Here is a 25070-nt window from a genome sequence, read left to right on the forward strand (position 1 = left end):
ATGACAACACAACAACTAGTAGCGGAAATTAAAAGAAAAAAGTCTTTTTTATGTATTGGATTAGATGTGGATTTAACTAAAATTCCAACGCATTTATTAGAGGAAGAAGATCCTATTTTTGCGTTTAACAAAGAAATAATTGATGCTACTCATCATCTTTGTGTAGCATATAAACCTAATACCGCTTTTTACGAAGCTTATGGAATTAAAGGATGGAAAGCATTAGAAAAAACAATAAACTACATTAATATAAAACATCCTGAAATCTTTACCATTGCGGATGCGAAACGTGGAGATATAGGAAATACTTCAACGATGTATGCCAAAGCTTTCTTTGAAGATTTGTCTTTTGATTCAGTAACTGTTGCCCCTTACATGGGAAAAGATTCAGTAGAACCTTTTTTAGCTTTTGAAAATAAACACACAATTTTACTAGCACTCACATCTAACCAAGGAGCCTTTGATTTTCAAATACAAAAAATCAACGACCAAGAGGTTTATAAAAAAGTACTAGAAGTTTCTAAAACATGGAAAAACGCTTCTAATTTAATGTATGTAGTTGGTGCAACAAAAGCTGAATATCTTGAAGATATAAGACAAATAATCCCAGATAGCTTTTTACTTGTTCCTGGAGTTGGTGCTCAGGGAGGAAATTTACAAGATGTTTGTAAATACGGAATGACAGCAAATATCGGATTATTGATAAACTCTTCCAGAGGAATCATCTACGCTGGAAACAATAAGAATTTCGCTAATAAATCAGCTAAAAAAGCTAGAGAGCTTCAGAAACAAATGGAGCAAATTTTAAATTTATTGTAAATTATAGATCAAACGAATACAACCTTTTTCACAGAATCAATTATTCTTTAATAATCACAATTGCTGCATTATTAACGACAGTTTATCAGAAACCGAAAACTTGTTGATATTCAATATCGGAAGTAAAGACGAAAAATCGACCATGTATGAATTAGAATTCCCATCTCCTTTTGACTTTAACACTGCACCAACAATAGTATGGTCATATACAAACGGAGAATTATTATCATCTAAAGTTTCTGGTGCACAGAGAACTGAAAATGGAAACACGATTATCACTGAAGGTGATTTTGGGTATTGGGAAGTAACATCGAGTAAAGAAATTGTTTGGTAAAATAACAAAACTGGATTTTTCTGGAGAGGTTATCCCAATAAAATCAACGAAAGTTAAGTAGTAAAATTTAAAAATTAAGATTATCGAAACTAATATAGCTTCAAAAGGAAAAACTTTCAAAAGAATTGTATCATTAGTTCCAAGTCAAACAGAATTATTATACGATTTGGGGTTAGAAGATAAAATTCTGGGAATTACAAAGTTCTGTGTACATCCTTTCCATTTTAAACAAACTAAAACTATTGTTGGTGGAACCAAAAATATAAAAATTGCAAAAATTAAAGAGCTGAAGCCAGACATCATTTTATGTAACAAAGAAGAAAACACAAAAGAAATTGTAGAAATGTGCCAAGAGATTGCGGAGGTGCATGTTTCGGAAATATATAATCTTACTGATTTCATCAAATTAATTGAAGAATATGGTGCTCTCTTAGGATGCAGAACTGAAGCTAAAAACATCGTTCAAAAACTAAATTTCAGATTAGCAGACTTCAAACAATTTACCAAGAATTTAAAACCGAAAAAAGTAGCTTACTTTATTTGGAGAGAACCATGGATGGTAGCAGCCAATAATACTTTTATTGATCATATACTAGAACTTAATAAGTTTATCAACATTTATAAAAGCAAGGAAAGATATCCAGTAGTGGAACTTAAAAAGATTCGACTTGAAGGTGATCCTGACTTGGTATTCTTATCATCAGAGCCGTATCCTTTTAAAGATGAACATGCTTTCGAGATCGGAAGGAGCACACATCACGCAAAAACTATTTTTGTTGACGGGGAATTATTCTCATGGCACGGCAGCAGAATACTTAAATCATTTGACTATTTTAAAAAATTACACCAAAGAATTATCTAAGTAATTTACTCGGTTAATTTTTTCAAGAATTTTCATCGCTTTGTACGAAGCCATGTCACTTTTTGCTTCATCAACATACTTGTAATTCTGAGATCTCTCTACAAGTATGTAATAACGCTCTTCCAAGTGCTTCTTATATCTGTTTAATTGATTTACACGTAACATTTGTTAATTAGAATTTAAGATTAAATATAACAATAATAATCTGTAATTCAAATATTTAACACTACCTGTTATCCTGTAAAGCGAAAACCTTTTTTAATAAATCACTATTACGTAAGCCTATTTTGTTTCTAATTCCTTTTTCTTCAACGGCAATCATAGTAAACACACCCTCTAGTGCTTCTTTTGTGACATAATCTGTTAAATCTGGATTTACTCTTTTCACAAAAGGAATGTTGTTATATTTTGTGATTAAATTACTCCAAATATCATCAGCACCAACTTTACTAAATGAGTTTTTGATTACAGGATTGAATTTTGAATATAGAGCCGAATTTGTTTTCCCTTTCAAATAACCAGTTGCTGCATTATCACTTCCTAATAGTATATTCTTGGCATCGTCAAATGTAATTTCCTTTACGGCATTCACGAATATCGGTGTTGCAGTTTTAACAGCATCTTCTGCAGCTCTATTTAAAGCTTTAATTCCTTCATCGGCTAGACTACCTAAGCCAATTTTTCGTAGACCTTTATCAACTACTTGTAATTCACTAGGAAGTAAAATTTTAACTAGTTCATTTTTATAAAAGCCATCTTTTGCAGTTAACTTAGTAACCTGATGTGAAATTCCGTTATCTAATGCTTCACGCAAACCAGCTCCAATTTGACTATCAGTTAATGCACTACTTTGAGGTAGCTGACTTGCAATCTTTTGCAATTCAGAACAAGCAATAAATTGAAGTGCAACAATCAGTAGTATAATTCTTTTACCCATATATAAATATTTTTATCGAAGATACAGTATTTTAAAATAAATCACACCTTTTTAAAACTATCTGTTTTTTTATCATAACTATACGGACAATGTTTACATCCGCTTTTACAGCAATAACCTCTTCTCAAATGATACTCTTCTTTAAACACTCTGTAGCCTTGTTCATTTACATAATATTCATCTGGTGTAGGCATCAATAATTTCTTCATAATACAAATATCAAAAAATGTGCTAAAAGTAAAAACTTATGGCATACCATCCTAATAAAACTACATTTCATCAATTAATATGCTATTTCATTCCTTAAAATTTAATACTTGTGCTAAAAATATAATCACTCATTCTATTTTTTATAAATCAGTGCTTTATTTATTCTAATTTGAACAATAATTAAAAGTTATAAGAAGTAGGACAACTAAACTTAATAAAATGAATACAAATAAAATAACTCAGACTGAACTTAAATTAGATGGAAGTGTAATAGCAACAACAAATGTTGGTGTTAGTCCAGCCGCTATGGTTATGAAATCAAAATCTAAACATTTATATGTTGCAAATAGTAATAATTATTCAATTAAAGGTAGTGACTCTGTAACACTAATTGACGGAAATACATTTATGCCCTTAAAAACCATAACAGATAGTTCTTTTAATCAACCTTTTGGACTTACATTATCTAAGGATGAGAGCAAGCTTTATGTAGCAAACTCAAATGGCACAACAATTAGTGTGATAGATACTGAAACAAATGAAGTAAATAGTATAATTGATGGTTTTAATGGACCTTCAGCAATGGTGATTCATCCTCACAAAAAAATCGGTTATGTCATTAATTATGGAGCTATTCCTAAGAGACCTTCTGGTAAAGGAAATACGGTGACTGTAGTAAATTTAGAACAAGAAAATATTTTTAAAGAAATACAACTACACCCTCATGGTGAATCTCCCGCAGCTCCCGCGGCAATAGCCATTACACCCGATGGTGAGAATGTTTATGTTGCTAATTACGTTACAGGAAATCCAGGTACAGGAACAGTTACAAAAATATCAACCAGTACACATACGATTATAAATGAAGTCAAAGGATTCTTTGGACCTTTTTCAATTCAAATTGATACTGAAGGAAAAAACGCATATGTCACAAACTTTGGAAGTAATAATTTTGAACCATATGGCACTACAGTAAGTGTTCTAAATCTTGAAGATAATAGTGTAACAGAAATTCCTACAGGAGGAATTCAGCCTTCAGGACTTGCTCTATCTAAAGACGGAAGGTTTGGACTCGTTTCTAACTATAACACTTTATACAGCAGTAATACTCCAAATTTAACTGGCTTAACTGCTGGACAAGGAACTGTAAATATAATTGATCTTCAATCGAACAAACTACATCCAATTACAATTAATGTAGGGCAAGCTCCTGGATCTATTTCAATAAGTCCAGATGGGAAATACGCATTCGTTTCAAATTATATTGGAAATACGGTTAGTGTCATCAAAATATATCAGCATTAAACGTAAGTAAAGTTTACATTTAATCTCATAATAAACGCAAGATTTACATCTTGCGTTTATTATTTTAAATATTCCATTAAATATATTTATTTTTCATCCGAACCTGGAGGATATTTCTCTAGTATTTCTTTAACAAACTCCTTAATTCTCGCATCTCGCTTTTCCATGTTTTTAAAAGCTAAAGCTCCAGAACCAATTCCTTGCCAGATTAATTCTTTTTTACCTGCATCAATAATATCAATAAACAGGGTTCCTTCGGTATACTGATTTACATTCAAACTACCTGCTCCTCCCCACATCCAAGGATTCCATCCCCAGCCAAAGCCCCAGCCCCAACTCGCACTGTTATCAGTTACATTAATTCTTTCTCTAGATTTAGTAAAAAGACTCACTAACACATCTGGAGTAGATGATTTTTGCATTCCTTTAGCTAATAATTCTGCCTCGATTGCTCTCATAATTCTCTTTTTATCTAAATCTGAAATAGGAGCTTTATCAATACCAGGTTTATAAAAGGCAAATGTTTTATAACTGGAAAAATCAGCTTTTGTATCATAATCTGTTGCTACCTTAACAGAGCTACAAGAAGTAATTAATAATAAAAAAAAAGGTAAAATTCTTAGATACTTCATGATCATTGAGTTTTAAATGTTGTTAAACAAAAAATCGTCAACTAAGTTAGGCAAAGTAACTTTAAGTTTTTTTTCTGCCTGCATAGCACGTTTAATTGCAAAAACAGCTTCTTCGTTTCGAGCCCAACTTCTTCTTGCGATTCCGTTATTTACATCCCAAAAAAGCATCGATTTTAAACGTTTTGACGCCTCTTTAGAACCATCAAGAAGCATGCCAAATCCACCATTAACCACTTCTCCCCAGCCTACTCCACCACCGTTGTGAATTGAGACCCAAGTCGCACCTCTAAAACTATCTCCAATTACGTTATGGATAGCCATATCAGCGGTAAACCTAGAACCGTCATAAATGTTAGAAGTTTCTCTATATGGTGAATCTGTTCCCGAAACATCATGGTGATCTCTTCCTAACACAACTGGACCAATTTTTCCTCTTTTGATTGCTTTATTAAATGCTTTAGCTATTTTAATTCTTCCCTCTGCATCAGCGTATAGAATTCTCGCTTGAGAACCTACAACCAATTTATTTTCTTGTGCACCTTTAATCCATTGAATATTATCAGCCATTTGCTGCTGAATTTCTCTTGGAGAATCTTTCATGATTTCCTCTAGAACTTCACATGCAATTTGATCCGTTTTTGCTAAATCTTCGGGTTTTCCTGAAGCACAAACCCAACGGAATGGACCAAATCCATAATCGAAACACATTGGTCCCATAATATCTTGGACATAACTCGGATATTTAAACTCTCTACCTAATGTTGGATTTTCATTCATAACCTTAGCTCCTGCTCTACTAGATTCTAATAAAAAGGCATTTCCGTAATCAAAGAAATAAGTTCCCTTTGCTGTATGTTTATTAATTGCTTCTGCTTGTCTACGGAGAGATTCTTGAACTTTAACTCTGAACTCTTCTGGATTATTTGCCATCAAATCATTAGCTTGCTCTAATGATAATCCAACTGGATAATAACCACCTGCCCACGGATTATGTAAAGAAGTTTGATCTGAACCTAAATCAACATAAACATTCGCCTCATCAAACTTTTCCCAAACCTCTACAACATTTCCTAAATAAGCGATGGAAACTACTTCTTTATTTTCTTTAGCTTTTAGAACTCTTTCAACTAAAATATCTGCATCAGAAATCACTTCATCAACCCATCCTTGAGAATGACGAGTATGAACAGCTTTTTCATTTACTTCTGCACAAACCGTAATACACCCAGCTATATTTCCCGCTTTAGGTTGTGCTCCACTCATTCCTCCTAAACCAGCTGTAACAAATACATTTCCTTTTGGTGATTTACCAATTTTTCTAAATCCGTTTAAAACTGTAATTGTTGTTCCATGAACAATTCCTTGCGGACCAATGTACATGTAACTTCCCGCTGTCATTTGTCCGTATTGAGTAACACCTAATGCATTAAACTTTTCCCAATCATCTGGTTGAGAATAATTAGGAATCATCATTCCATTGGTAACTACAACTCTTGGAGCATTTTTATTCGACGGAAATAATCCCATTGGGTGACCAGAATACATAACTAATGTTTGCTCATCTGTCATTTCTGATAAGTATTGCATTGTTAATAGATACTGAGCCCAATTTTGGAAAACTCCACCATTACCACCGTAAGTAATTAACTCATGAGGATGTTGTGCAACTGCGTAATCTAAGTTATTCTGAATCATCAGCATAATAGATTTTGCTTGCGTAGATTTTCCTGGATACTCTTCAATTCCTCTTGCTTTCATTTTATAATCAGGACGGAATCGATACATATATATTCTACCATATTTTTCTAGCTCTTCAGAAAACTCTGGTAATAATTCTTCGTGATGTTTTTTATCGAAATAGCGTAAGGCATTTCTTAATGCTAATTGCTTTTCTTCTTTTGTAAGTATTTCTTTTCTTTTTGGAGCATGATTAATTGTTATATCATACTCTTTTTTTGATGGTAAAACACTTGGTATTCCTTGTTTAATCTGTTCTTTAAATGTCATGATATACTTACTTTTTATGCTACAATAAATTCTTTTTTTCGTACTAAACTGATCATTGCGCTAATATCATCTTTTAACACTCGATCCTCCTCTAACTTAGCAACTTTACTCCTAATTAATTTGAAATTATTTTCTATTATTTCTGAAAATATATTTGGTCTTCTAAATTCCATTGCTTGTGCAGCATACATTAATTCTATAGCTAATATTTTCTCCAGATTACCTAAAATTTGGTTAAACTTCCTTCCTGAAATACTTCCCATTGAAACATGATCTTCTTGTCCTAATGAAGTTGGAACACTATCTGCTGAAGGTGGAAAACAAAGAGATTTGTTCTCTGTTACTAAAGCTGCCGTGGTATATTGAGGAATCATAAATCCAGAGTTTAAACCGCCCGCTTCAGTTAACAATCTTGGTAAACCGTATTTTCCTTCCAGTAACAAATAACTTCTTCTATCGGAAATATTCCCCAATTCAGCAGCAGCAATAGAAGCATAATCTAAAACCATTGCTAAAGGCTGCCCATGAAAGTTTCCTCCAGAAATTGCTTCTGTTTCACTTAGTACAATTGGATTATCTGTAACCGAATTCATTTCTATTTCAGCTAAATCATTCAAATGATTGAATGCATTTCTTGATGCACCATGAACCTGAGGCATACAACGAATCGAATACGGATCTTGCACACGATCACATTCTAAATGGTTTTCAACATTTTGAGAATCTTTTAATAACATGCGAATTCGTTCAGCTACTTTTATATTTCCTTCAAAAGGACGAATAGTATGAAGCTCTGCTCTAAACGGTGAAGCACTTCCTTGGAAGCCTTCTAAACTCATTGTTCCTGCAACATCAGCTAAATCTAAAAGATACTCCATCTTCTTTAACCCAATAATTGCATGAGATAAAATGAACTGAGTTCCATTAATTAATCCTAACCCTTCTTTAGCCATTAAGGTTAAAGGTTCTAAATTATGATTCGTTAAAACTTGTTTTGCAGGTAAAATCTCATCCTCAACCCAAAATTCTCCTTCTCCTAACAATGGTAAAAACAAATGTGATAACGGAGCTAAATCTCCAGAAGCACCAACAGATCCTTGTTCTGGAACTACGGGTAACATGTTATTTTCTATGAAATAAATAATACGATTGATCATTTCTAAACGTACACCTGAAAACCCTTGACACAAAGCATGTACTTTACAAATCATCATGATTTTGGATAATAACTTATCAATAGGCTCACCCACACCTACAGCATGTGTTATCAATAAATTCTCTTGAAGTTTACTTGTTTCTTCTGGTGTAATTTGTACATCACATAAGGGTCCGAATCCTGTATTTATTCCATAAACCGCAGCGTTAGAATTTGCCATGGTTTCAACCTTTTTTCTGCACTCATTCACTTTCTTTTTAGCTTCATCAGTAATTTCTGCTTTCAAATTACCATTTGCAATAGCTAAAACTTTATCTACTGTTAGGTGATCTATTCCGTATTTAAACATGTATCTACTTCGTTTTATACAAAATTACTTTTATTTTTGATGCTTAATAATATCATTTTTGTCAATATTTAATAATTATGAGTTATCAATTAGAGTTAAGACATCTTAAATACTTTTTGGCTGTAGCTGAAGAATTACACTTCAGAAAAGCAGCTGATCGATTATTTATATCTCAACCTGGATTAAGTAGACAGATTAAACAAATGGAAGGTGATTTAGGTATTCAATTATTTGAACGGCATAACAGAAAGGTTGTTTTAACTCCTTCCGGAAGGTATTTAAAGTCTGAAATTACACGGAATTTGAAAAATTTAGATAATATCATTAGTCATGCAAAGCTTATTCATAATGGAAAACAAGGAAAATTAGAATTTGGATATGTAGGATCTGCTATGCAAGAAATCATTCCAAATGTCTTGGTAAAATTCAAAGAAAAACACCCTAATGTTCAGTTTGGTTTAACGGAAATGGACAACCAAAAACAAATTGATAATTTATTACATCAAAAAATAGACATTGGTTTTGTGAGACTCGATACTGTGCCGAGAGGATTGACTATTCAACCTATTCTAAAAGAAAACTTTTGTTTGGTTTTACCCAAAAAACATAAAATCAATTCTAAAAATTTTAAAGGTTTACAAGAATTAAAAAATGAATCTTTCATTCTCTTTGATCCTTCTTACAGTCCTTCTTACTATGAAAAAGTGATACAAATTTTTACCGAAAGTGGATTTGCTCCTATTGTCTCCCACAATACAATACATGCAGCTTCTATATATAAATTAGTAGAAAACGGTTTTGGATTATCTATTGTTCCGAAATCTTTACAATTAGGATATGATATGAATGTTCATTTTATTGAATTAGATAACATCAATCAACATACAACATTGTCAGTTGTTTGGGACGAACATAATAGAAATCCTGTTTTACGATCGTTGATTAACACTATTCTATTTTCTCTCTAATTAAGTTCTTTCCAATTTATTCGAAATTTATTTCAAAAAGTTGGGTAACGTTTTTCAATTTTCCTAACAGAAGGGTAAATAAAAATAAATTGCGCATGAAATTTAAATTAAAAGGTTCCACGAACCTACTCAAAATTGTCTTAGCCTTAGGGGTATCCATTTCGCTATAGAATTGTGAAAAGGAAGATTATGAAGTAACAACAACAAACCCACATGCAAGTCATGAAGAATACAAAAAACCTTTTGAAAAAATAAAATATAATGAACTTGTTAATGACAACGAGTTTTCTGAAAAGCTCTCTTTCCTAGAAAAACATTCGAATAAATTAATTTTAAAAAAACAATTCTCAAAGGGAGAAACTAACTCAAATAAGAAAATTAAACTTTCCATTGTTCAAAATGAAGTTATAAGAATTGAAAGTAACAACACAATTACTTGGACTTTTGAATTAGAAAGAAATTTATTTAAAGACACCGACTACGAAAATTTATTAGTAAAGAAATATAACAACACGTATACTTATCACTTAATTGCATATTTTAACACTAAAAATAAAGCAGAACAAGAAAATAGTCGTTCGTACTCATTTGAAATACCAGAAGAAAAACTTGATTTAGATGAATTATCATTAGCTTCTCGAGGAGATGTCTTTGATTGGGCATCACCTGATGATGGAGGAGGTGGAATTGATACTTCTAACCCATGTGAGGGAGTTTGGATTCCTGAATATAAACAATGTGATGCCTGGGGTAATGCAGATGGACATGGACCTGCTCTTCAGCATGACGGTTCATACTGTAGTGGTAGTGATTTTATTGGATATATTATTGATTTTTCTCATTGTGAAACTGGAACTTACGATCCTCCAAGCGGGCCTAGTAATGGTTCAACAGACCCAGCCGATCCAGGACCAACAACAGGAGGCGGAGGAAGTTCCTCAAACGATTCTGGATCTACATCAAATGGAGGAAGTAACGACGGAGAAACATTAGTAACTAGCCCTATTACTCCGGATAAAGATGGAAAATGTGGCGAAGGTTACATTAAAAATCCCGTAACAGGCGAATGTGAATCTATCTGTAAAGGCGGAAAAATCTATAACGCCATAACTAAAGACTGTGAATGCCCCGATGGTATGATAGAAGATCAGGAAGGGTTTTGCATCATGGACTGCGCTCCAAACTGCAACAATCAAACTAATTGCATTACAAGACAAGGTTTACTTCATGACGCGAATTTTACTAAAAACAAACCTATCTTAGGTAATAACGTGACTTTAAAATCTGACAACTTCAGAGATGATACATGGAACATAATCAAAGAAACTGATTGCGGGAATGGTAAAATACCTAAAGGAAGCAACGTGAATGTGTTAAGTACAACTCCTGTAGTCCGAACTTTATCAAACGGGACTAAATTAAATTATTACAGAATTGAATATATTGACTGTCCTAAAGGAAATAACTCTACAAATGGTAACTTTGACCAAAATAAACCATGTAGTGATTGTTTTAAAGGAAACCCTGTGAAAGGAAATATGCAAGTCGCTAAACAAGCAGTTTCTGGTATAGGAGGCGGATTATATGGGAATTCTTACAGAAAAAAATGGAAAAAGGGAGAAGACGGTAAGTATATAAAAGATGCTAAGGGAAAAAGGAAACTATTTCCTAAATGGCATCGAGGCATAGATATTGTTACTCAAAAAGGAGATCCTATTTATGCTATGTTTGATGGAAAAGCAACAAAGGCAGGAAGTAATAATGAAGCTGCTGGATTTTACGTAAAATTAGAATCTAATATTAACGGGAAGACTATACTTAGCTATTACTTTCATATGAAAAACGAAAATAGAGTTTCTGGAGATGTGAAAGCTGGTGATATTATCGGTTATCAAGGTGACTCTGGTAATTTGAAAAATGAAATAAAGAAAGGGACTGTACCTTGCCATGTTCATATTAAAATTAAAGAAAATGGAATTACAGTAAATCCAGATCAATACATTAAAGGAAATATAAATACCACAACAGGAGTAATTACTGCTGACTGTAATTAAATTAAATTAACAATGAAAAATAAAATAATTTTTACACTTTTACTAATAACTCAAATTGGATTTGGGCAAATTAAAACTAATTATTTGGAAGAAAATATTTTAACTAACCAATTATTAATTCAAGGAAAAACCATAGAAGATATTGAAGCTACCTCTGGTGATAACAGCAAAATGATTTCTTTATTTGGTAACGGATTAATTAGAACTATCGAAAGTTCATTAGAAGGTTTTATATTAATTTATCAAACAGATGGATTGAAGTTTGTATTTGCTAAAAGTAATGATACGGATTCAATATTTTATTTAAACTATATTAAAGTTATCAGTAGCGAGATTGACATACAATTTAAAGGAAAAAACGTATCTGTTGATAAATCAATAGATATTTTAGCGGATTCCTCCAAAAGTTATTATGAAAATGAGTATTTCATCAATTATAAAATCGACTCCCCTATTAATATGGGACTTTTAATAAACTATAATAAAACGTCAAATAATATTTTATCTATTGAATTTAGTCAAGAATTAGATAATTAATTCAAGAAAACCAGCTTAAGGCTGGTTTTAATATTTTCAAAAAATGAAAAAAATGATTTTCCACTTACTTATTGTATCATCTTATAATTGTTATGCGAATGATAAATTAAAATTGTATACCGAAAGAATTAACAACGGTTTTAACATATACGCTTATAATTATGAATTTTGCTCTATGAGTGTGTTTATTGAATTTGATTTATTAAACATGCGTAATTTAAATAAAGAAAACAAAGTATATGTCTTGGAGCCCAGTAAAAAAAGACAATTATTGACTACACTCAAAGTTAAAATTCATAGTAAACCTTATCAATTTAATTTTAGGTATGGAACTAACTATGGTAACAATAACAATAAATCTTATGACTTTGACTACCCATACCACTTACACTTTGAAAATGGAGTATCTTTCAAAGTTTCACAAGGATATAACAATAAAAGTACTCATTATGGCATAAATGAGAACTCAATAGATTTTTCTATGCCTGTAGGCACTAAAGTTACAGCATTAAGCGAGGGAGTTGTTGTAAAAGTCATAGATTATAACACTAAAAACTGTAATCAAAAAGAGTGTCTTAAGTACAATAATATCGTTCTAGTTTATCATGATGATGATACTCTTGCAGGATACCTACATCTAAAGGAAATACATCTAAAAGAAAAAGGTGCTTCAGTTAAAGTTGGGGACAAAGTTACTAAAGGGCAAGTAATAGATTTAACTGTAAATACTGGATGGAGTTCAGGTCCTCATTTACATGTTAGATTATACAAACAATTCTTAGGCTGACAAAATAGTTTGAAACCTAAATTTCAAATTGATGATGAAAACAAAACTGACTATTTAAAAGAAAAAGTACTGTACACTAGAAAATATTAAAAATCCAAATTTGTTTACTTTACAAATATAGAACTATCATATTTAACAATGAAAAAAATAGTATTACTATTACTTCTCTTTATTCTTTCCTGCTCTAAAAAAATAGACTGGAAGGATGTTAATTCCATTGAAATAATTCAACTTAATGTAAAAGAAAAGGTTTCAGAAGCCTCTAAAGAGAGAATAATAGAGATAATTAAACTTTCCAAAATCACTAAAGAGAAGTTTTTATGGAAAGGGTTTAATGAAATCATACTAACAAATGGTGATAAAAAGAGATTTAAAATTAGAGCCAGCAGATATGGTAATTTCTTTTATTGTTTCGAAAATGAATCTTTTTACATAATTCCAAAGGAATCTATAAGTGTTTGGAATAGTATCGTTTTTAAATAAAATTTCTCTTGAAAATAAAAAAGCATCACAAATAGGGATGCTTTTTCTTTTTAGTTAAACTTTTTGATATTACTTCACAATAAATTGTTTTGTTATAGTTTTATTTCCAGACTTTACCTTTAAAAAGTAATTTCCCGCTGCTAATGATTCCACATCAAAATTTACATTGTAGATTCCTGTGTCTTGCTTTTTATTAATTAGCACATCTTTCACTTTTTTTCCGTTACTGTTAAAAATAACAATAGATAATTCTGTTGGATTTTGTAATAAATAGTGAACATTTCCTGAAGTTTGCATTGGGTTTGGATAAACTCCCATTATAATTACTCTTTCATCTATAAGATCTTTAGAATTATTAATTGTTTCTGCTTGTTCTCCGTATCTTGAAGTCGCATTTGCAGGTGTATTTGTTGCTCTAATTCCACATCCGTTTTTATTCACATAGTATCCTTTATGATAAAACTCTCCTGAGTTTGGAACTTTTACATCACGAATATAAAACCAATCCGCCTGTACCCTTTCTTCCTTTACATCTAACACAAAATATCCGTGCGCATCTAAATCTACTTCTTTCATATGACGATTTAAAAGTTTGGTGTAAAACTCAGCTAGTCCGGTTGCAATTACTCCAAAAGCATCTAAATTTTGAGAAGTAACACTTGGTACAACAAATTCAGAACCAATACACTCACGTCCGTATTTTAAATCGCCGGCGAACGTACTATGAATATCACCTGTTAAAACAACTACATTATTAATGTTGTTATTAGAAATATGTTTATACAAACGTTCACGCTCTTCTTCATATCCATCCCAAGCATCACTTGTTGGAACTCCACTATAATTCATCATCATAACCTGATTTCCAATAATTTTCCAAGTCGCTGATGAAGTCGATAGTTTACTTAACAACCAATTGAATTGTGCTTGACCCAATATTGACTCGTAAGTTACTTTTCCTGCTAATTTCTTCTCAACAGTTGTAGCTTTTACTAGAAGATCTTTTAATTTTGATTGATCTATTTTAGAAGATAAATTCCTACTTCCAACATTTTTATAATTATATGCAACTTGGGCAAACTTTTGAATTACATATCTTAATTCTTCTCCTGTTAACTTTCCTTCTTGAATAAAATATGGAGCAATTTCCTCGATAACTTTCTCAAAATCTTCAATTGATTGTAACGATTTACTTTCAACTAAGCTTTTAACTTTTAACTGCAGGTCTTTCTTAACGTTTTTGGTCAACTTTTGACTAGTCGAAACCGTTTCATCTCTTCCTTCAATTCGTGTATCTAACATTAATAAGTCAGCTAAATCTCCATAAGAAAAGTCTCTATATAATCTATATTCCTGAATTGAATTTGCACGAACCGGCATCCATTCAAAATAAGCTTTGTAGGCATTATTTTTTCGAACTTCCCAACTTCCCTCGGTTGATGGATCATGATTTTCTGCTCCGAATTTATTTGCGTCATTTGAAAATTCGTGATCATCCCAAATTAAAATAAACGGATGTTGTTGGTGTAATTTTCTTAGCATCGGATCCAATCTGTAATAAGAATAACGAACTCGATAGTCGCTTAAAGTTACAATCTCATTATTAGGTAAGTGTCTTCTTCCAACCTCATCGCTATATCCATATCCGCCAGTTTCATATTCATAAATATAATCTCCTAAATGAATGACAGCATCTATATCTGTTCTATCTGCTAATTCTTCATACGCATTAAAATATCCGTTTTGGTAGTTAGAACATGATACAACTCCAAAACGAACATTACTTACATTTCCAGTTGGAGAAGTTCTTGTTTTTCCTATTTCAGATTTCTTTCCTAAAGCTTCGAACTGAAAATAATAGGTAGTATTTGGTTGCAAACTTCTTACATCTACTTTTACTGTATAGTCCTTTCTTTCGTCAGTACCTACCATTCCTTGTTGAACAACATTTGTCATCGATGTATTTGTTGCCACTTTCCAAGTAACATTAACATCCGTTTGATTCGTAGTAACGCGTGTCCAAATAATAACTGCATCTTTTAAAGGATCACCTGAAGCCACTCCGTGGTAAAATGGAGCTAAAGCAGCATTGAAATAATTTTCTATACCAGCAGTATTTTTTCTTCCAATTTTGGTAACTACAGTTTGTTTTTGAGCTTGAAGCGCGAATACTCCAGTTAACAAGACAACAAAACATAATACTTTGAGTTTGTTTTTTTTCATGATTTCGGGGTTGATTTTTGGTATATTTTTTCGCGAATCTAATTGTTAAAACTTCATTTTATTATGCATGCATAACAATTAACTCAATGATAATTTTTTTAACATTTTTATATTCTTACCCCAATAAATACTAACTTTTACTTGATGATTTCTTTACGTTAGAATCCTAAAGAAAACTGAAAATAGACTTTGTATATTTGACTTCAACTCAATAAACTCAATTTGATTTTTATATCGAAATATATTGTTCCGAAAGGTTATGAAGGAATCACGTTATATCCTTTTATTTTTTTGAAAAACAAAGAATTAAAAGAAAATGAGATTTTGGTTAATCATGAGAAAATTCATTTAAGACAGCAGAGAGAGCTTTTCGTAGTTTTCTTCTATCTTATCTATCTACTTGAGTGGATTATAAAACTTATAAAATTTCGAAATGGTCATTTAGCGTATATGAACCTCAGTTTTGAAAGAGAAGCTTATCAAAATGAGTCGAATTTGAACTATTTAAAATCGAGAAAATTATATCGTTTCTTTAACTACTTATAATCCCTAAGAATTTGTTCTATTTTTTAAGAAATCCGTAAATTGCAGCTCATTTAAACAACTAAATTTACGAATGGAACAAATAGCACCCTACAAACCTAAACATAAGGTACGAATTGTAACTGCTGCGTCTTTATTTGATGGACATGATGCTGCGATAAATATTATGCGTAGAATTATACAGTCTACAGGAGTTGAAGTTATACATTTAGGTCATGATAGAAGTGTAGAAGAAGTAGTGAATTGTGCTATTCAAGAAGATGCAAATGCAATTGCAATGACTTCTTATCAAGGTGGACACAACGAGTACTTTAAATATATGTATGATTTACTGCAAGAAAAAGGTGCAGGTCATATCAAGATTTTTGGTGGTGGCGGTGGAGTAATTCTTCCAGAAGAAATTAAAGAATTAATGGATTACGGAATTACTCGAATTTACTCTCCTGATGATGGACGTGAAATGGGATTACAAGGAATGATTAACGACCTTGTTCAACGATCTGATTTTGCGATTGGAGATGTTTTAAACGGAGAAGTAAACCATTTGGCAGATAAAGAAATAGGTAGCATTGCTCGTGTGATTTCATCTGCTGAAAACTTTCCAGAAGTTTCTAAGGAAACAATGGATCTTATCCACAAGAAAAATGAAACTTCAAAAACACCAGTTTTAGGAATTACAGGAACAGGTGGAGCAGGAAAATCTAGTTTAGTAGACGAATTAGTTCGTCGTTTTTTAATTGATTTTCCAGATAAAACAATTGGATTGATTTCTGTTGATCCATCTAAAAGAAAAACAGGTGGAGCTTTATTAGGAGATAGAATTCGTATGAACGCTATTAATAATGAACGCGTATATATGCGATCTTTAGCGACACGCCAATCGAATTTAGCTTTATCTAAATATGTAAATGAGGCCGTTGAAGTTTTAAAAGCCGCAGAATTTGATTTAATTATTTTAGAAACTTCAGGTATTGGTCAATCTGATACCGAAATCATCGAACATTCAGATGCTTCTTTATATGTGATGACTCCGGAATTTGGAGCTGCAACTCAGTTAGAGAAAATCGACATGCTTGATTTTGCTGATTTAGTTGCTATCAACAAATTTGATAAAAGAGGTGCTTTAGATGCGTTACGTGATGTGAAGAAACAATACATGCGTAATAACAATCTTTGGGATATTCCAATGGATGAAATGCCAGTTTTTGGAACTATAGCTTCTCAATTCAACGATCCAGGAATGAACTCGTTATATAAAGCGATTATGGATAAAGTTGTTGAGAAAACAGGAGCTGATTTAAAATCTACTTTTGAAATTACAAAAGAAATGTCTGAAAAGATATTTGTAATTCCTCCTGCAAGAACTCGCTATTTATCTGAGATTGCTGAGAACAACAGAGCTTACGACAAGAAAGCTACTGAGCAGGAAAAAGTAGCTCAAAAATTATACGGAATCTTCAAAACCATTGAAAGTGTTTCTGAAGGTACTGTAGGTTTAGACAAATCTGGAATTGAAGAAACTTCTCTTCAAAAAACAGAAGATAATAGCGACTTTTTAAAATTATTAATTGCTGAGTTCGATCGTGTAAAAATGAACCTGGACCCATACAACTGGGAAATCATTTTAAACTGGGCAACTAAAGTTCAAAAATATAAAGATCCTATCTACTCGTTTAAAGTTAGAGATAAGGAAATTAAAATTGAAACACATACGAAATCACTTTCTCACTCTGATATTCCAAAGGTAGCTTTACCAAAATATCAAGCTTGGGGAGATTTATTACGCTGGAATTTACAGGAAAATGTTCCTGGAGAATTCCCATATACTTCAGGATTATATCCTTTCAAAAGAACTGGAGAAGATCCAACTAGAATGTTTGCCGGTGAAGGTGGACCAGAACGTACAAACAGACGATTCCATTACGTTAGTTTAGGAATGCCTGCAAAACGTTTATCTACTGCATTTGATTCTGTTACACTTTATGGAAATGATCCAGGACACAGACCAGATATTTATGGAAAAATTGGCAATGCTGGAGTTTCTATTTGTTGTTTAGATGATGCGAAGAAATTATATTCTGGATTCGATTTAAGTCATGCTATGACTTCTGTATCGATGACAATCAATGGACCAGCGCCAATGCTTTTAGGATTCTTTATGAATGCTGCTATTGATCAAAACTGTGAGAAATATATTAAAGAACATAGTTTAGAGACAAAAGTTGAATCCAAACTTAAGGAATTATACGATAATAAAGGAATTGACAGACCTAAATACAATGGAGATTTACCAGAGGGAAATGATGGATTAGGGTTGTTACTATTAGGTATTACTGGAGATCAAGTTTTACCAACTGATGTGTATGCTGAAATTAAAGCCAATACATTATCTCAGGTAAGAGGTACAGTTCAAGCTGATATTTTGAAAGAAGATCAAGCTCAAAATACTTGTATTTTCTCTACAGAATTTGCTTTACGTTTAATGGGAGATGTTCAAGAATATTTTATTGAGAAGAACGTACGTAACTTCTACTCAGTATCGATTTCTGGTTATCATATTGCAGAAGCTGGGGCAAATCCTATTACTCAGTTAGCATTGACTTTAGCTAATGGATTTACCTATGTAGAATACTATTTATCACGAGGAATGGATATTAATAAGTTTGGACCAAACTTATCGTTCTTTTTCTCTAATGGTATTGATCCAGAATATGCAGTAATTGGACGTGTTGCTCGTAAAATATGGTCTAAAGCTTTGAAATTTAAATACGGAGCAAATTCACGTGCACAAATGTTGAAATATCACATTCAAACCTCTGGACGTTCTTTACACGCACAGGAAATTGATTTCAATGATATTAGAACAACATTACAAGCATTATATGCGATTTATGACAACTGTAATTCTTTACATACAAATGCTTACGATGAAGCGATTACAACGCCAACAGAAGAAAGTGTTCGTAGAGCCATGGCAATTCAATTAATTATTAATAAGGAATTAGGATTAGCTAAAAATGAGAATCCAATTCAAGGTTCTTTTATTATCGAGGAATTAACTGATTTAGTTGAAGAAGCAGTATTAACTGAATTCGATAGAATAACTGAACGTGGTGGTGTTTTAGGAGCAATGGAAACTATGTATCAGCGTTCTAAAATACAAGAAGAAAGCTTGTATTATGAAACTTTAAAACACACAGGTGAATTCCCAATTATTGGTGTAAACACTTTCTTAAGTTCTAAAGGGTCTCCAACGGTTACTCCGCAAGAAGTAATTCGTGCAACAGAAGAAGAAAAGCTATTCCAAATCAAAACAAAAGAAAACTTAAATGAAGCTAATAGCACTAAAGTTTCTGAAGAATTATCAAAGATTCAGACTGCTGCCGTTCAAAATGAGAATATTTTCGAAAAATTAATGGAAGCTTCAAAAGTATGTTCGTTAGGACAAATTACTTCCGCTTTATTTGAAGTTGGAGGACAATATAGAAGAAATATGTAATTTTCTTTGAAAAACTTTATAGATTTAAGCCTCTCATTTTTGAGAGGCTTTTTTTATTTCGGAGATTAAAGTAGCTTCTAAAAATCACACATTCTTGAGCATCATTTTTGTTCAAAGACACTATTTAACATTTTTTAACTTTAAGTTTTCAAGATAATTGAAAGGCCTATCAATCCTGAACTTTCATTAATTTTTCGTAAGTAAAAACACACAAAAAACACCTAAACAATTGTAACAAAATAGGTAGTTTATCTTCTTACTTATAAAAGCACATAAAAAAATGAGTAACAATTATTTTATCTTTAGTTTAATCTTTGCCACAGGCTTAGGAGCTTCATTAGGAGTGAATTTTGGAACATTAACTGGAAATCTTCCAGTAGGTATTGTATCAGGTATAGTTGCAGGTATTGTATTAGGTTTTATGGTAGGTTTTGCTCTAAAAGCATATATTAAAAAATATAAACTTAACGCGTCATTTTAAGTTAAACATAACTAACCTTACGACTCAAACATATTAAAAAAACCTATGCTTAAAAGTGTAGGTTTTTATCTTATCAAGATCTTACAAACTTTTATTAAAATGTTAAAATTGCATTTATAAATGTTAAAATATATTAGTTTTCATTCATCAAGAGTCACATTCCATATGAATTATTTGCAAAAGCCTTATATTTAATGTGAAATTTTAAACCCGTAAGTATGAAGAAGAGTTACATTTTGTTATTCTTATTAGGTCTATTTTTATTTCCTTTTAATGTTAAAGTTACTGCACAATCTGAAAAAAAGGTTACGATTATTGTAAAAGATGCAAAAAATAAACCAGTTCCTGGTGCTGTAATTTTATTTGATAATGTGAGATTAAAAAGATGGACAAACTCTAAAGGTGTTTTCAAAGCAAAATTTAAAAATACCCCGAAAGAAATAAGCGCATTTTCTCCTAAAGTTGGATTAAGTAAAATAGCTTATAATGGAAATTCTAAAGTTGAAATTGTTATAGCAGATAATAATGACTTAGGGATCAATAGAAGTCCGACTTCAAAAAATATTGGAGCTATTCAATTCAGAGATTTTTATGATTACTTGAGAGGACAAGTGCCTGGTGTAAACGTGACAATGGATAATGCTATTAATATTAGAGGTTACAATTCTGTAAACGGAAGTACAACACCATTGTTTGTTTTAAATAACACCCCGGTTGACGAGGTTGAACTTGGAAACATTGTTCCTACAACTATTAAATCTGTTGTTGTATTGAAAGGGCCAGATGCTTCGAAATATGGTTCTCGTGGTGCGAATGGTGTTATTGAAATAAAAACATTCTAATATTAATGATATAAAAGGATACTATTTAAAAATTAAAAGGCTGTTTTAGAAATAAACAGCCTTTTCACTTTAACTAAACTAACTATTTAGAAACTACATATATTATCTCATGTAGCATCTAACTATGAACTTATATAATTTCTTTCCATCTATCCGACTCGGCATATAATTTGATGGTATTGTTTCTTTCTAACAAAAATTGTTTCATATATCTTTTTAAAAATAAGAAATCAGCAAGTTTTCCTAAAAAACCAAGCGGACTTACAAACTCCATAACATCAACTAGTGTTGTTGTATTATTCTCTTGAGAGAAATAATGTTCATGTTTGAAACTTTTAAAAGCTCCAGAAACCATTTTATCTGCAAAATATTCACTTGGACGACAACCTGTAACTTTAGATGTGAAATTTTGATAAACACCTAAATGTTTCGCTCTCCATGTAACCGTTTCATCCAATTCTATTAATCCTGTTTTTTTTCCAGCAATAGCTTTTTCGTCTGTTTTTTCTGCAGAAATTTTATGCAAATCAATGCTTCGTGATAAGTTAAATACTAATTCTTTTCTTGCTTTAATTTTTGTAAATAAAATAATTATTGGCATAAGCTAAATTTTTAAATCATTAAACTTTGTAGTACCAAACTCGAAACCTAAATCTAAAAGATTTTGGGGATAAACTTTTCTACTTTTCAATAACAATTCTGTTTCCGTTCCGATAATCTTCGCACCTATATTTAATAACAGCTTTGGAGCATTTATCCCTACTTTTATTCGCAACTTTTTTCTTAATTCTTTCTGAAAACTGCAATTTCTAATCGGATTTGGCGCACATATATTATAAACACCAGATGGTTTATCAATTAAATAATTAATTGCATTTATATAGTCTTGTTCTGAAATCCAGCTAATAAACTGCTTACCGTTACCTTGTTTACCTCCTAATCCAAGCTTGGTCATTCTTTTCATCAAGGGAAACGCTCCACCATTCCTTCCTAAAACTATAGAAGTTCTTGTAATAATCTTTCGTGTATTCTTAAATTCATAACTATTAAACAACTGTTCCCACTTTTTACATACATCCATAGAAAAATCAATTCCAATTTCACCATCTTTCTCTGTCATGTATTTTTCTTCTGAATGCTTATAAATAGTAGCTGAAGAAGACTGGATAAATACTGTTGGTGGTACATTCAAACTCTGAACTACTTCACATAAAACAGCCGTACTTTCTAATCTACTATTATAAATAGCAGCTTTGTTTTTGTTGTTATATCGGCAATTCACAGATTTCCCTGTAAGGTTGATTAAAACATCTGCTTTTTCAAGGAATTGAGTCCAACTTCCTTTTGATTTTCCATTCCAGTATATATAGTTTACATTTTTATAATTCAACTTTTGAGTTCGTGTTAAAATGTAAACTTGATTTTCTTTTTCTTGTGTATAAAATTCGGTAAGCAACTTTCCCAAATATCCAGTTCCTCCAGCGATGACTATTTTCATTTTCTCTTAATTAATTTTGTACTCTTACATTAGCTTCTTTACTAGCTTTTCTTCCTTTTAAAAAGAAAATGATGAATAAAATCATTACAATTCCTAAATAAATAGAAAAACCACCCACCTTTGCACTTAAAACCTCAACCAAACTCTTATAATTAGCTAGATTATAAATCTTAATTATTCTTAGTGCAAAACCAATATTTAAGAGATAAAATCCAATTTTAAATAGTTTGTTAGTAGCAAAAGCTATTTCTTGTTTTTGATTGAAAATATCGAGCATAAAAATTTTACTATTTTTAAATAAATGCTGAGATACAAAAGTTGTTAATCCAATACTTATTGGTAAATAAATTGCATAAGCTATAAGTACTAAAGTAGTTTCCATAATTACTTGTTTTTAAAATATGTGTGTGATATATAAATCGTGAATAAATTGATTCCATGTAATAATCCTATTAATAGTAAAATAAAACTAAGTCTGCTTGCTATCTCTTCTATTAATTGAAGGATTGTTTCAATGTTATTCATTGAATTTAAGGTAAAAATGACAATCCCTAGATTCATTAACTAATATGCTGTTCGAAGAATTTTATTAATTCCTGTTGCAAAATTCATATCATTTGAGAAGAAGTTTATTATATAAATCTTTCCATTTTGATAACAGGCATTACCAACATAGATAATTACAAATCCAGATAATAAAACATAAGTTATATACGTAGCTAAATACATAATTTATACTATTAGAATTATTGGCAAAACCACTACTCGATAACCAATCCAAGTCCAACTCAAATAGCTTGGTAATTGTAAAAGTTGAATTCTTCTTTTATGTTCGAAAAACATTAAAGCTAGGGTTCCTGTAAAACCAAGCATGATAAGAGTTTGTGATAGTGGAAAGACTTCATTTAAAAGCATTAACTGGAATAAACCAATGCAACCAAATAATGAAACAGTGATTATATTACCTACATAATTTATTTGAGTTTGATAATCTTTATTTCCAAGAAATAACAACTGAGAAACTACCATCCCTGCAGCCAATACAATCTCTCTTTTATAATTTGAACTTGGTAAAAATTCAATCAATTCAGAAAATTGAAAAAGTGTTACGACCGTAATTAACAGACCAAAGACAATGAATAGCAAGCGATATTTGATGTTGAAACTTGGAGAACATTGCAGATTATTATCATCTTTTTTCTCAGAAGGCATAATAACTTTCCTATTATAAGAGATGAAAGAATATAACTTTCTTAGAAGATAATTTACAGGAGCAAAATTTCCTATCTTATCAATCACAGGAAATGAAAATCCAATAATTCTGAGCAGACTATCAATTCCATAAATTACCCTATTCTTTTCATTATCAACTAAAGCAATTTCATTCGCAGCTCGTTCAATATCAACAAACTCTCGTTCATGATTAGAAATTTTACAGTAAGGTTTTCTTCCTTCGTTATCAAGCATTTTAGTGTTGATAAAAGTGCTTGTGTACGCATTACATAAAGGACAATCCTCGTCGTATAATATTGTGTGATTATTCAATGTTTTCATGGCTAAGGTTTTTTTCTAAAATATATGTTACACTTAAGGCTAGAAGAATTGGTAAACTGTAAACTATATTTTGATTGATGCTTTTACCATTCCAACTTGTTGCTGTTGAATAATTCAAAAACAAAAAATATCCTACCACTAAGATGAAGTAGCTTATTTCAAAAATCTTAGTTTTTTCATTTATCATTTTCCAACCTATTAAGATCCTCAAACAAAATAAAACTTGCAAAATCCCTAATGGAATCGCTATTAATGCAGCTAAGACAAGCCAGTCACGTTCAAATATTCCAATAAGTAATACTAAAATAAATGGGGTTACTATTATTCTGTTTATAATTTTCATAGTTTCAGAAATTATTGAAAGTTTAGTTGTAAATTTTTTTACTTTTTTATCATTCTAGTAAAATTCGATAACAGCCAATGCTCATCAGCCTTGATTGCTTTATCCAAAATACCATTTACTGTATTCGTAACAGTTGATAAATCATTCATTAACTTTTTGAAAGTTTTAGCTTCTTCTGAGTCTTCCTCTACTTCACTCTTCAATTCATCTAGAATTTTCAAAACTGGCTCAATCTCTCTTTTTTTGCGTTCTTTGGTTACTTGCTTAAAAAGTTCCCAAATATCTTTATCAGCAACGAAGAATTCTTTTCGCTCCCCAGCAACCAATTCTTTGCGAACAATTCCCCAATCAATTAATGCACGCACATTCATGTTCACGTTACCTCTTGAAATTTTTAACGCTTCCATAATTTCATCTGCAGACAAAGGTTTAGATGAAGCCAATAATAAAGCATGCACTTGCGCCATTGTTTTATTAATCCCCCAGTTTGTAGCTAAACTACCCCAAGTATGAATGTATTTTATTTTTGCGTCTTCTAATTTCATGACACAAATATAAAACTTAATTCTAAACTTTCAAAAATTATTGAAAATAAAATAATTTAAAAAATTTATATTTCCTGTAATATTTCAAATTCTCAGTTTACT

General features: G+C 31.3%; 27 protein-coding genes. 13 read left to right on the forward strand and 14 right to left on the reverse strand.

Features of this window, described 5'->3' with window-relative positions; all coding sequences use genetic code 11:
- The 3 genes from pyrF to BTO06_RS12740 all read left to right on the forward strand — a co-directional run bounded on the left by pyrF (position 1) and on the right by BTO06_RS12740 (position 2015).
- On the forward strand, positions 1–819 hold the full coding sequence (gene pyrF / locus BTO06_RS12730; protein WP_100925668.1) for an orotidine-5'-phosphate decarboxylase: 819 nt from the start codon (positions 1–3) through the stop codon (positions 817–819).
- A gap of 103 nt (positions 820–922) precedes the next feature.
- On the forward strand, positions 923–1153 hold the full coding sequence (locus tag BTO06_RS12735; RefSeq protein WP_100925669.1) for a hypothetical protein: 231 nt from the start codon (positions 923–925) through the stop codon (positions 1151–1153).
- Between the two features lie 73 nt (positions 1154–1226).
- On the forward strand, positions 1227–2015 hold the full coding sequence (locus tag BTO06_RS12740) for an ABC transporter substrate-binding protein (protein ID WP_100925670.1): 789 nt from the start codon (positions 1227–1229) through the stop codon (positions 2013–2015).
- On the opposite strand, the gene BTO06_RS12745 is transcribed toward BTO06_RS12740, so the two are convergent.
- The 3 genes from BTO06_RS12745 to BTO06_RS18715 form a co-directional block, all read right to left on the reverse strand.
- Positions 1995–2180, reverse strand: coding sequence for a hypothetical protein (locus BTO06_RS12745; RefSeq protein WP_100925671.1), 186 nt, complete (start codon positions 2178–2180; stop codon positions 1995–1997). The genes BTO06_RS12740 and BTO06_RS12745 overlap by 21 nt on opposite strands.
- 61 nt (positions 2181–2241) lie before the next feature.
- Positions 2242–2952, reverse strand: coding sequence for a DUF4197 domain-containing protein (locus BTO06_RS12750; RefSeq protein WP_100925672.1), 711 nt, complete (start codon positions 2950–2952; stop codon positions 2242–2244).
- A 41-nt stretch (positions 2953–2993) separates the two neighbouring features.
- Positions 2994–3161 carry a DUF5522 domain-containing protein gene (locus BTO06_RS18715; protein ID WP_198517082.1) on the reverse strand — a complete coding sequence of 56 codons (168 nt, stop codon included), beginning with the start codon at positions 3159–3161 and terminating at the stop codon, positions 2994–2996.
- Positions 3162–3381: 220 nt separating this feature from the next.
- Between BTO06_RS18715 and BTO06_RS12755 the strand changes: the two genes are divergently transcribed.
- Positions 3382–4467: a hypothetical protein gene (locus BTO06_RS12755; RefSeq protein ID WP_100925673.1), complete on the forward strand. Its 1086-nt coding sequence runs from the start codon at positions 3382–3384 to the stop codon at positions 4465–4467.
- 86 nt (positions 4468–4553) lie between these two features.
- Here the strand turns inward: BTO06_RS12755 and BTO06_RS12760 are convergent, their stop codons facing one another.
- From BTO06_RS12760 to hutH, 3 genes are read right to left on the reverse strand one after another with little or no spacing between them, the layout of a single operon-like run.
- Positions 4554–5099 (reverse strand): DUF4136 domain-containing protein, encoded by a 546-nt coding sequence (locus BTO06_RS12760; RefSeq protein ID WP_100925674.1) that lies wholly within the window; start codon positions 5097–5099, stop codon positions 4554–4556.
- A gap of 12 nt (positions 5100–5111) precedes the next feature.
- Positions 5112–7106: a urocanate hydratase gene (locus BTO06_RS12765; protein ID WP_100925675.1), complete on the reverse strand. Its 1995-nt coding sequence runs from the start codon at positions 7104–7106 to the stop codon at positions 5112–5114.
- 14 nt (positions 7107–7120) lie between these two features.
- The gene (gene hutH, locus BTO06_RS12770; protein ID WP_100925676.1) at positions 7121–8611 is read right to left on the reverse strand and encodes a histidine ammonia-lyase; all 1491 of its coding nucleotides are present in this window, start codon (positions 8609–8611) and stop codon (positions 7121–7123) included.
- 77 nt (positions 8612–8688) lie between these two features.
- Between hutH and BTO06_RS12775 the strand changes: the two genes are divergently transcribed.
- From BTO06_RS12775 to BTO06_RS12800, 6 genes are all read left to right on the forward strand, one after another.
- Positions 8689–9579: a LysR family transcriptional regulator gene (locus BTO06_RS12775; protein ID WP_100925677.1), complete on the forward strand. Its 891-nt coding sequence runs from the start codon at positions 8689–8691 to the stop codon at positions 9577–9579.
- 645 nt (positions 9580–10224) lie between these two features.
- Positions 10225–10572: a hypothetical protein gene (locus tag BTO06_RS12780; RefSeq protein ID WP_157811857.1), complete on the forward strand. Its 348-nt coding sequence runs from the start codon at positions 10225–10227 to the stop codon at positions 10570–10572.
- Positions 10573–10715: 143 nt separating this feature from the next.
- A complete protein-coding gene (locus BTO06_RS12785) occupies positions 10716–11633 on the forward strand; it encodes a M23 family metallopeptidase (protein WP_100925679.1) in 918 nt (305 codons plus the stop codon).
- Positions 11634–11645: 12 nt separating this feature from the next.
- The gene (locus BTO06_RS12790) at positions 11646–12170 is read left to right on the forward strand and encodes a hypothetical protein (RefSeq protein WP_100925680.1); all 525 of its coding nucleotides are present in this window, start codon (positions 11646–11648) and stop codon (positions 12168–12170) included.
- Positions 12171–12213: 43 nt separating this feature from the next.
- On the forward strand, positions 12214–12957 hold the full coding sequence (locus tag BTO06_RS12795; RefSeq protein WP_100925681.1) for a M23 family metallopeptidase: 744 nt from the start codon (positions 12214–12216) through the stop codon (positions 12955–12957).
- A gap of 138 nt (positions 12958–13095) precedes the next feature.
- Entirely contained in the window at positions 13096–13440 is a 345-nt protein-coding gene (locus BTO06_RS12800; protein ID WP_100925682.1) for a hypothetical protein, read from the forward strand.
- A gap of 69 nt (positions 13441–13509) precedes the next feature.
- Here BTO06_RS12800 and BTO06_RS12805 read toward each other — a convergent pair whose 3' ends face one another.
- Entirely contained in the window at positions 13510–15663 is a 2154-nt protein-coding gene (locus BTO06_RS12805; protein ID WP_100925683.1) for an alkaline phosphatase D family protein, read from the reverse strand.
- 616 nt (positions 15664–16279) lie between these two features.
- On the opposite strand from BTO06_RS12805, the gene BTO06_RS12815 reads away from it, so the two are divergent.
- The 3 genes from BTO06_RS12815 (at position 16280) to BTO06_RS12825 (ending at position 21028) form a co-directional block, all read left to right on the forward strand.
- The gene (locus BTO06_RS12815) at positions 16280–19705 is read left to right on the forward strand and encodes a methylmalonyl-CoA mutase family protein (RefSeq protein ID WP_100925685.1); all 3426 of its coding nucleotides are present in this window, start codon (positions 16280–16282) and stop codon (positions 19703–19705) included.
- A 280-nt stretch (positions 19706–19985) separates the two neighbouring features.
- Positions 19986–20186: a hypothetical protein gene (locus BTO06_RS12820; RefSeq protein ID WP_100925686.1), complete on the forward strand. Its 201-nt coding sequence runs from the start codon at positions 19986–19988 to the stop codon at positions 20184–20186.
- Positions 20187–20404: 218 nt separating this feature from the next.
- Positions 20405–21028, forward strand: coding sequence for a TonB-dependent receptor plug domain-containing protein (locus tag BTO06_RS12825; RefSeq protein WP_100925687.1), 624 nt, complete (start codon positions 20405–20407; stop codon positions 21026–21028).
- A gap of 130 nt (positions 21029–21158) precedes the next feature.
- Here BTO06_RS12825 and BTO06_RS12830 read toward each other — a convergent pair whose 3' ends face one another.
- The 7 genes from BTO06_RS12830 to BTO06_RS12855 form a co-directional block, all read right to left on the reverse strand.
- Positions 21159–21629: an SRPBCC family protein gene (locus tag BTO06_RS12830; RefSeq protein ID WP_100925688.1), complete on the reverse strand. Its 471-nt coding sequence runs from the start codon at positions 21627–21629 to the stop codon at positions 21159–21161.
- A 3-nt stretch (positions 21630–21632) separates the two neighbouring features.
- Positions 21633–22526, reverse strand: coding sequence for a TIGR01777 family oxidoreductase (locus BTO06_RS12835; protein WP_100925689.1), 894 nt, complete (start codon positions 22524–22526; stop codon positions 21633–21635).
- A gap of 10 nt (positions 22527–22536) precedes the next feature.
- Positions 22537–22908 carry a hypothetical protein gene (locus BTO06_RS12840; protein ID WP_100925690.1) on the reverse strand — a complete coding sequence of 124 codons (372 nt, stop codon included), beginning with the start codon at positions 22906–22908 and terminating at the stop codon, positions 22537–22539.
- Positions 22909–23090: 182 nt separating this feature from the next.
- Positions 23091–23255 (reverse strand): hypothetical protein, encoded by a 165-nt coding sequence (locus BTO06_RS18555; RefSeq protein ID WP_157811859.1) that lies wholly within the window; start codon positions 23253–23255, stop codon positions 23091–23093.
- 3 nt (positions 23256–23258) lie between these two features.
- Positions 23259–24080 carry a DCC1-like thiol-disulfide oxidoreductase family protein gene (locus BTO06_RS12845; RefSeq protein WP_100925691.1) on the reverse strand — a complete coding sequence of 274 codons (822 nt, stop codon included), beginning with the start codon at positions 24078–24080 and terminating at the stop codon, positions 23259–23261.
- Entirely contained in the window at positions 24064–24423 is a 360-nt protein-coding gene (locus BTO06_RS12850; RefSeq protein WP_100925692.1) for a hypothetical protein, read from the reverse strand. The genes BTO06_RS12845 and BTO06_RS12850 overlap by 17 nt, the downstream gene beginning before the upstream one ends.
- A gap of 38 nt (positions 24424–24461) precedes the next feature.
- Positions 24462–24968: a GbsR/MarR family transcriptional regulator gene (locus BTO06_RS12855; protein ID WP_100925693.1), complete on the reverse strand. Its 507-nt coding sequence runs from the start codon at positions 24966–24968 to the stop codon at positions 24462–24464.
- Positions 24969–25070 lie beyond the last annotated feature (102 nt).

Origin of the sequence: Tenacibaculum sp. SZ-18, from assembly GCF_002813915.1 — a bacterium.
Taxonomy (GTDB): Bacteria; Bacteroidota; Bacteroidia; order Flavobacteriales; family Flavobacteriaceae; genus Polaribacter.

Coding starts and splice junctions, on each gene's coding strand:
- pyrF (WP_100925668.1), top strand. CDS start 1: ATGACAACACAACAACTAGTAGCGGAAATTAAAAGAAAAAAGTCTTTT.
- BTO06_RS12745 (WP_100925671.1), bottom strand. CDS start 2,180: ATGTTACGTGTAAATCAATTAAACAGATATAAGAAGCACTTGGAAGAG.
- BTO06_RS12750 (WP_100925672.1), bottom strand. CDS start 2,952: ATGGGTAAAAGAATTATACTACTGATTGTTGCACTTCAATTTATTGCT.
- BTO06_RS18715 (WP_198517082.1), bottom strand. CDS start 3,161: ATGAAGAAATTATTGATGCCTACACCAGATGAATATTATGTAAATGAA.
- BTO06_RS12755 (WP_100925673.1), top strand. CDS start 3,382: ATGAATACAAATAAAATAACTCAGACTGAACTTAAATTAGATGGAAGT.
- BTO06_RS12760 (WP_100925674.1), bottom strand. CDS start 5,099: ATGAAGTATCTAAGAATTTTACCTTTTTTTTTATTATTAATTACTTCT.
- BTO06_RS12765 (WP_100925675.1), bottom strand. CDS start 7,106: ATGACATTTAAAGAACAGATTAAACAAGGAATACCAAGTGTTTTACCA.
- hutH (WP_100925676.1), bottom strand. CDS start 8,611: ATGTTTAAATACGGAATAGATCACCTAACAGTAGATAAAGTTTTAGCT.
- BTO06_RS12775 (WP_100925677.1), top strand. CDS start 8,689: ATGAGTTATCAATTAGAGTTAAGACATCTTAAATACTTTTTGGCTGTA.
- BTO06_RS12780 (WP_157811857.1), top strand. CDS start 10,225: ATGTCTTTGATTGGGCATCACCTGATGATGGAGGAGGTGGAATTGATA.
- BTO06_RS12785 (WP_100925679.1), top strand. CDS start 10,716: ATGATAGAAGATCAGGAAGGGTTTTGCATCATGGACTGCGCTCCAAAC.
- BTO06_RS12790 (WP_100925680.1), top strand. CDS start 11,646: ATGAAAAATAAAATAATTTTTACACTTTTACTAATAACTCAAATTGGA.
- BTO06_RS12795 (WP_100925681.1), top strand. CDS start 12,214: ATGAAAAAAATGATTTTCCACTTACTTATTGTATCATCTTATAATTGT.
- BTO06_RS12800 (WP_100925682.1), top strand. CDS start 13,096: ATGAAAAAAATAGTATTACTATTACTTCTCTTTATTCTTTCCTGCTCT.
- BTO06_RS12805 (WP_100925683.1), bottom strand. CDS start 15,663: ATGAAAAAAAACAAACTCAAAGTATTATGTTTTGTTGTCTTGTTAACT.
- BTO06_RS12815 (WP_100925685.1), top strand. CDS start 16,280: ATGGAACAAATAGCACCCTACAAACCTAAACATAAGGTACGAATTGTA.
- BTO06_RS12820 (WP_100925686.1), top strand. CDS start 19,986: ATGAGTAACAATTATTTTATCTTTAGTTTAATCTTTGCCACAGGCTTA.
- BTO06_RS12825 (WP_100925687.1), top strand. CDS start 20,405: ATGAAGAAGAGTTACATTTTGTTATTCTTATTAGGTCTATTTTTATTT.
- BTO06_RS12830 (WP_100925688.1), bottom strand. CDS start 21,629: ATGCCAATAATTATTTTATTTACAAAAATTAAAGCAAGAAAAGAATTA.
- BTO06_RS12835 (WP_100925689.1), bottom strand. CDS start 22,526: ATGAAAATAGTCATCGCTGGAGGAACTGGATATTTGGGAAAGTTGCTT.
- BTO06_RS12840 (WP_100925690.1), bottom strand. CDS start 22,908: ATGGAAACTACTTTAGTACTTATAGCTTATGCAATTTATTTACCAATA.
- BTO06_RS18555 (WP_157811859.1), bottom strand. CDS start 23,255: ATGTATTTAGCTACGTATATAACTTATGTTTTATTATCTGGATTTGTA.
- BTO06_RS12845 (WP_100925691.1), bottom strand. CDS start 24,080: ATGAAAACATTGAATAATCACACAATATTATACGACGAGGATTGTCCT.
- BTO06_RS12850 (WP_100925692.1), bottom strand. CDS start 24,423: ATGAAAATTATAAACAGAATAATAGTAACCCCATTTATTTTAGTATTA.
- BTO06_RS12855 (WP_100925693.1), bottom strand. CDS start 24,968: ATGAAATTAGAAGACGCAAAAATAAAATACATTCATACTTGGGGTAGT.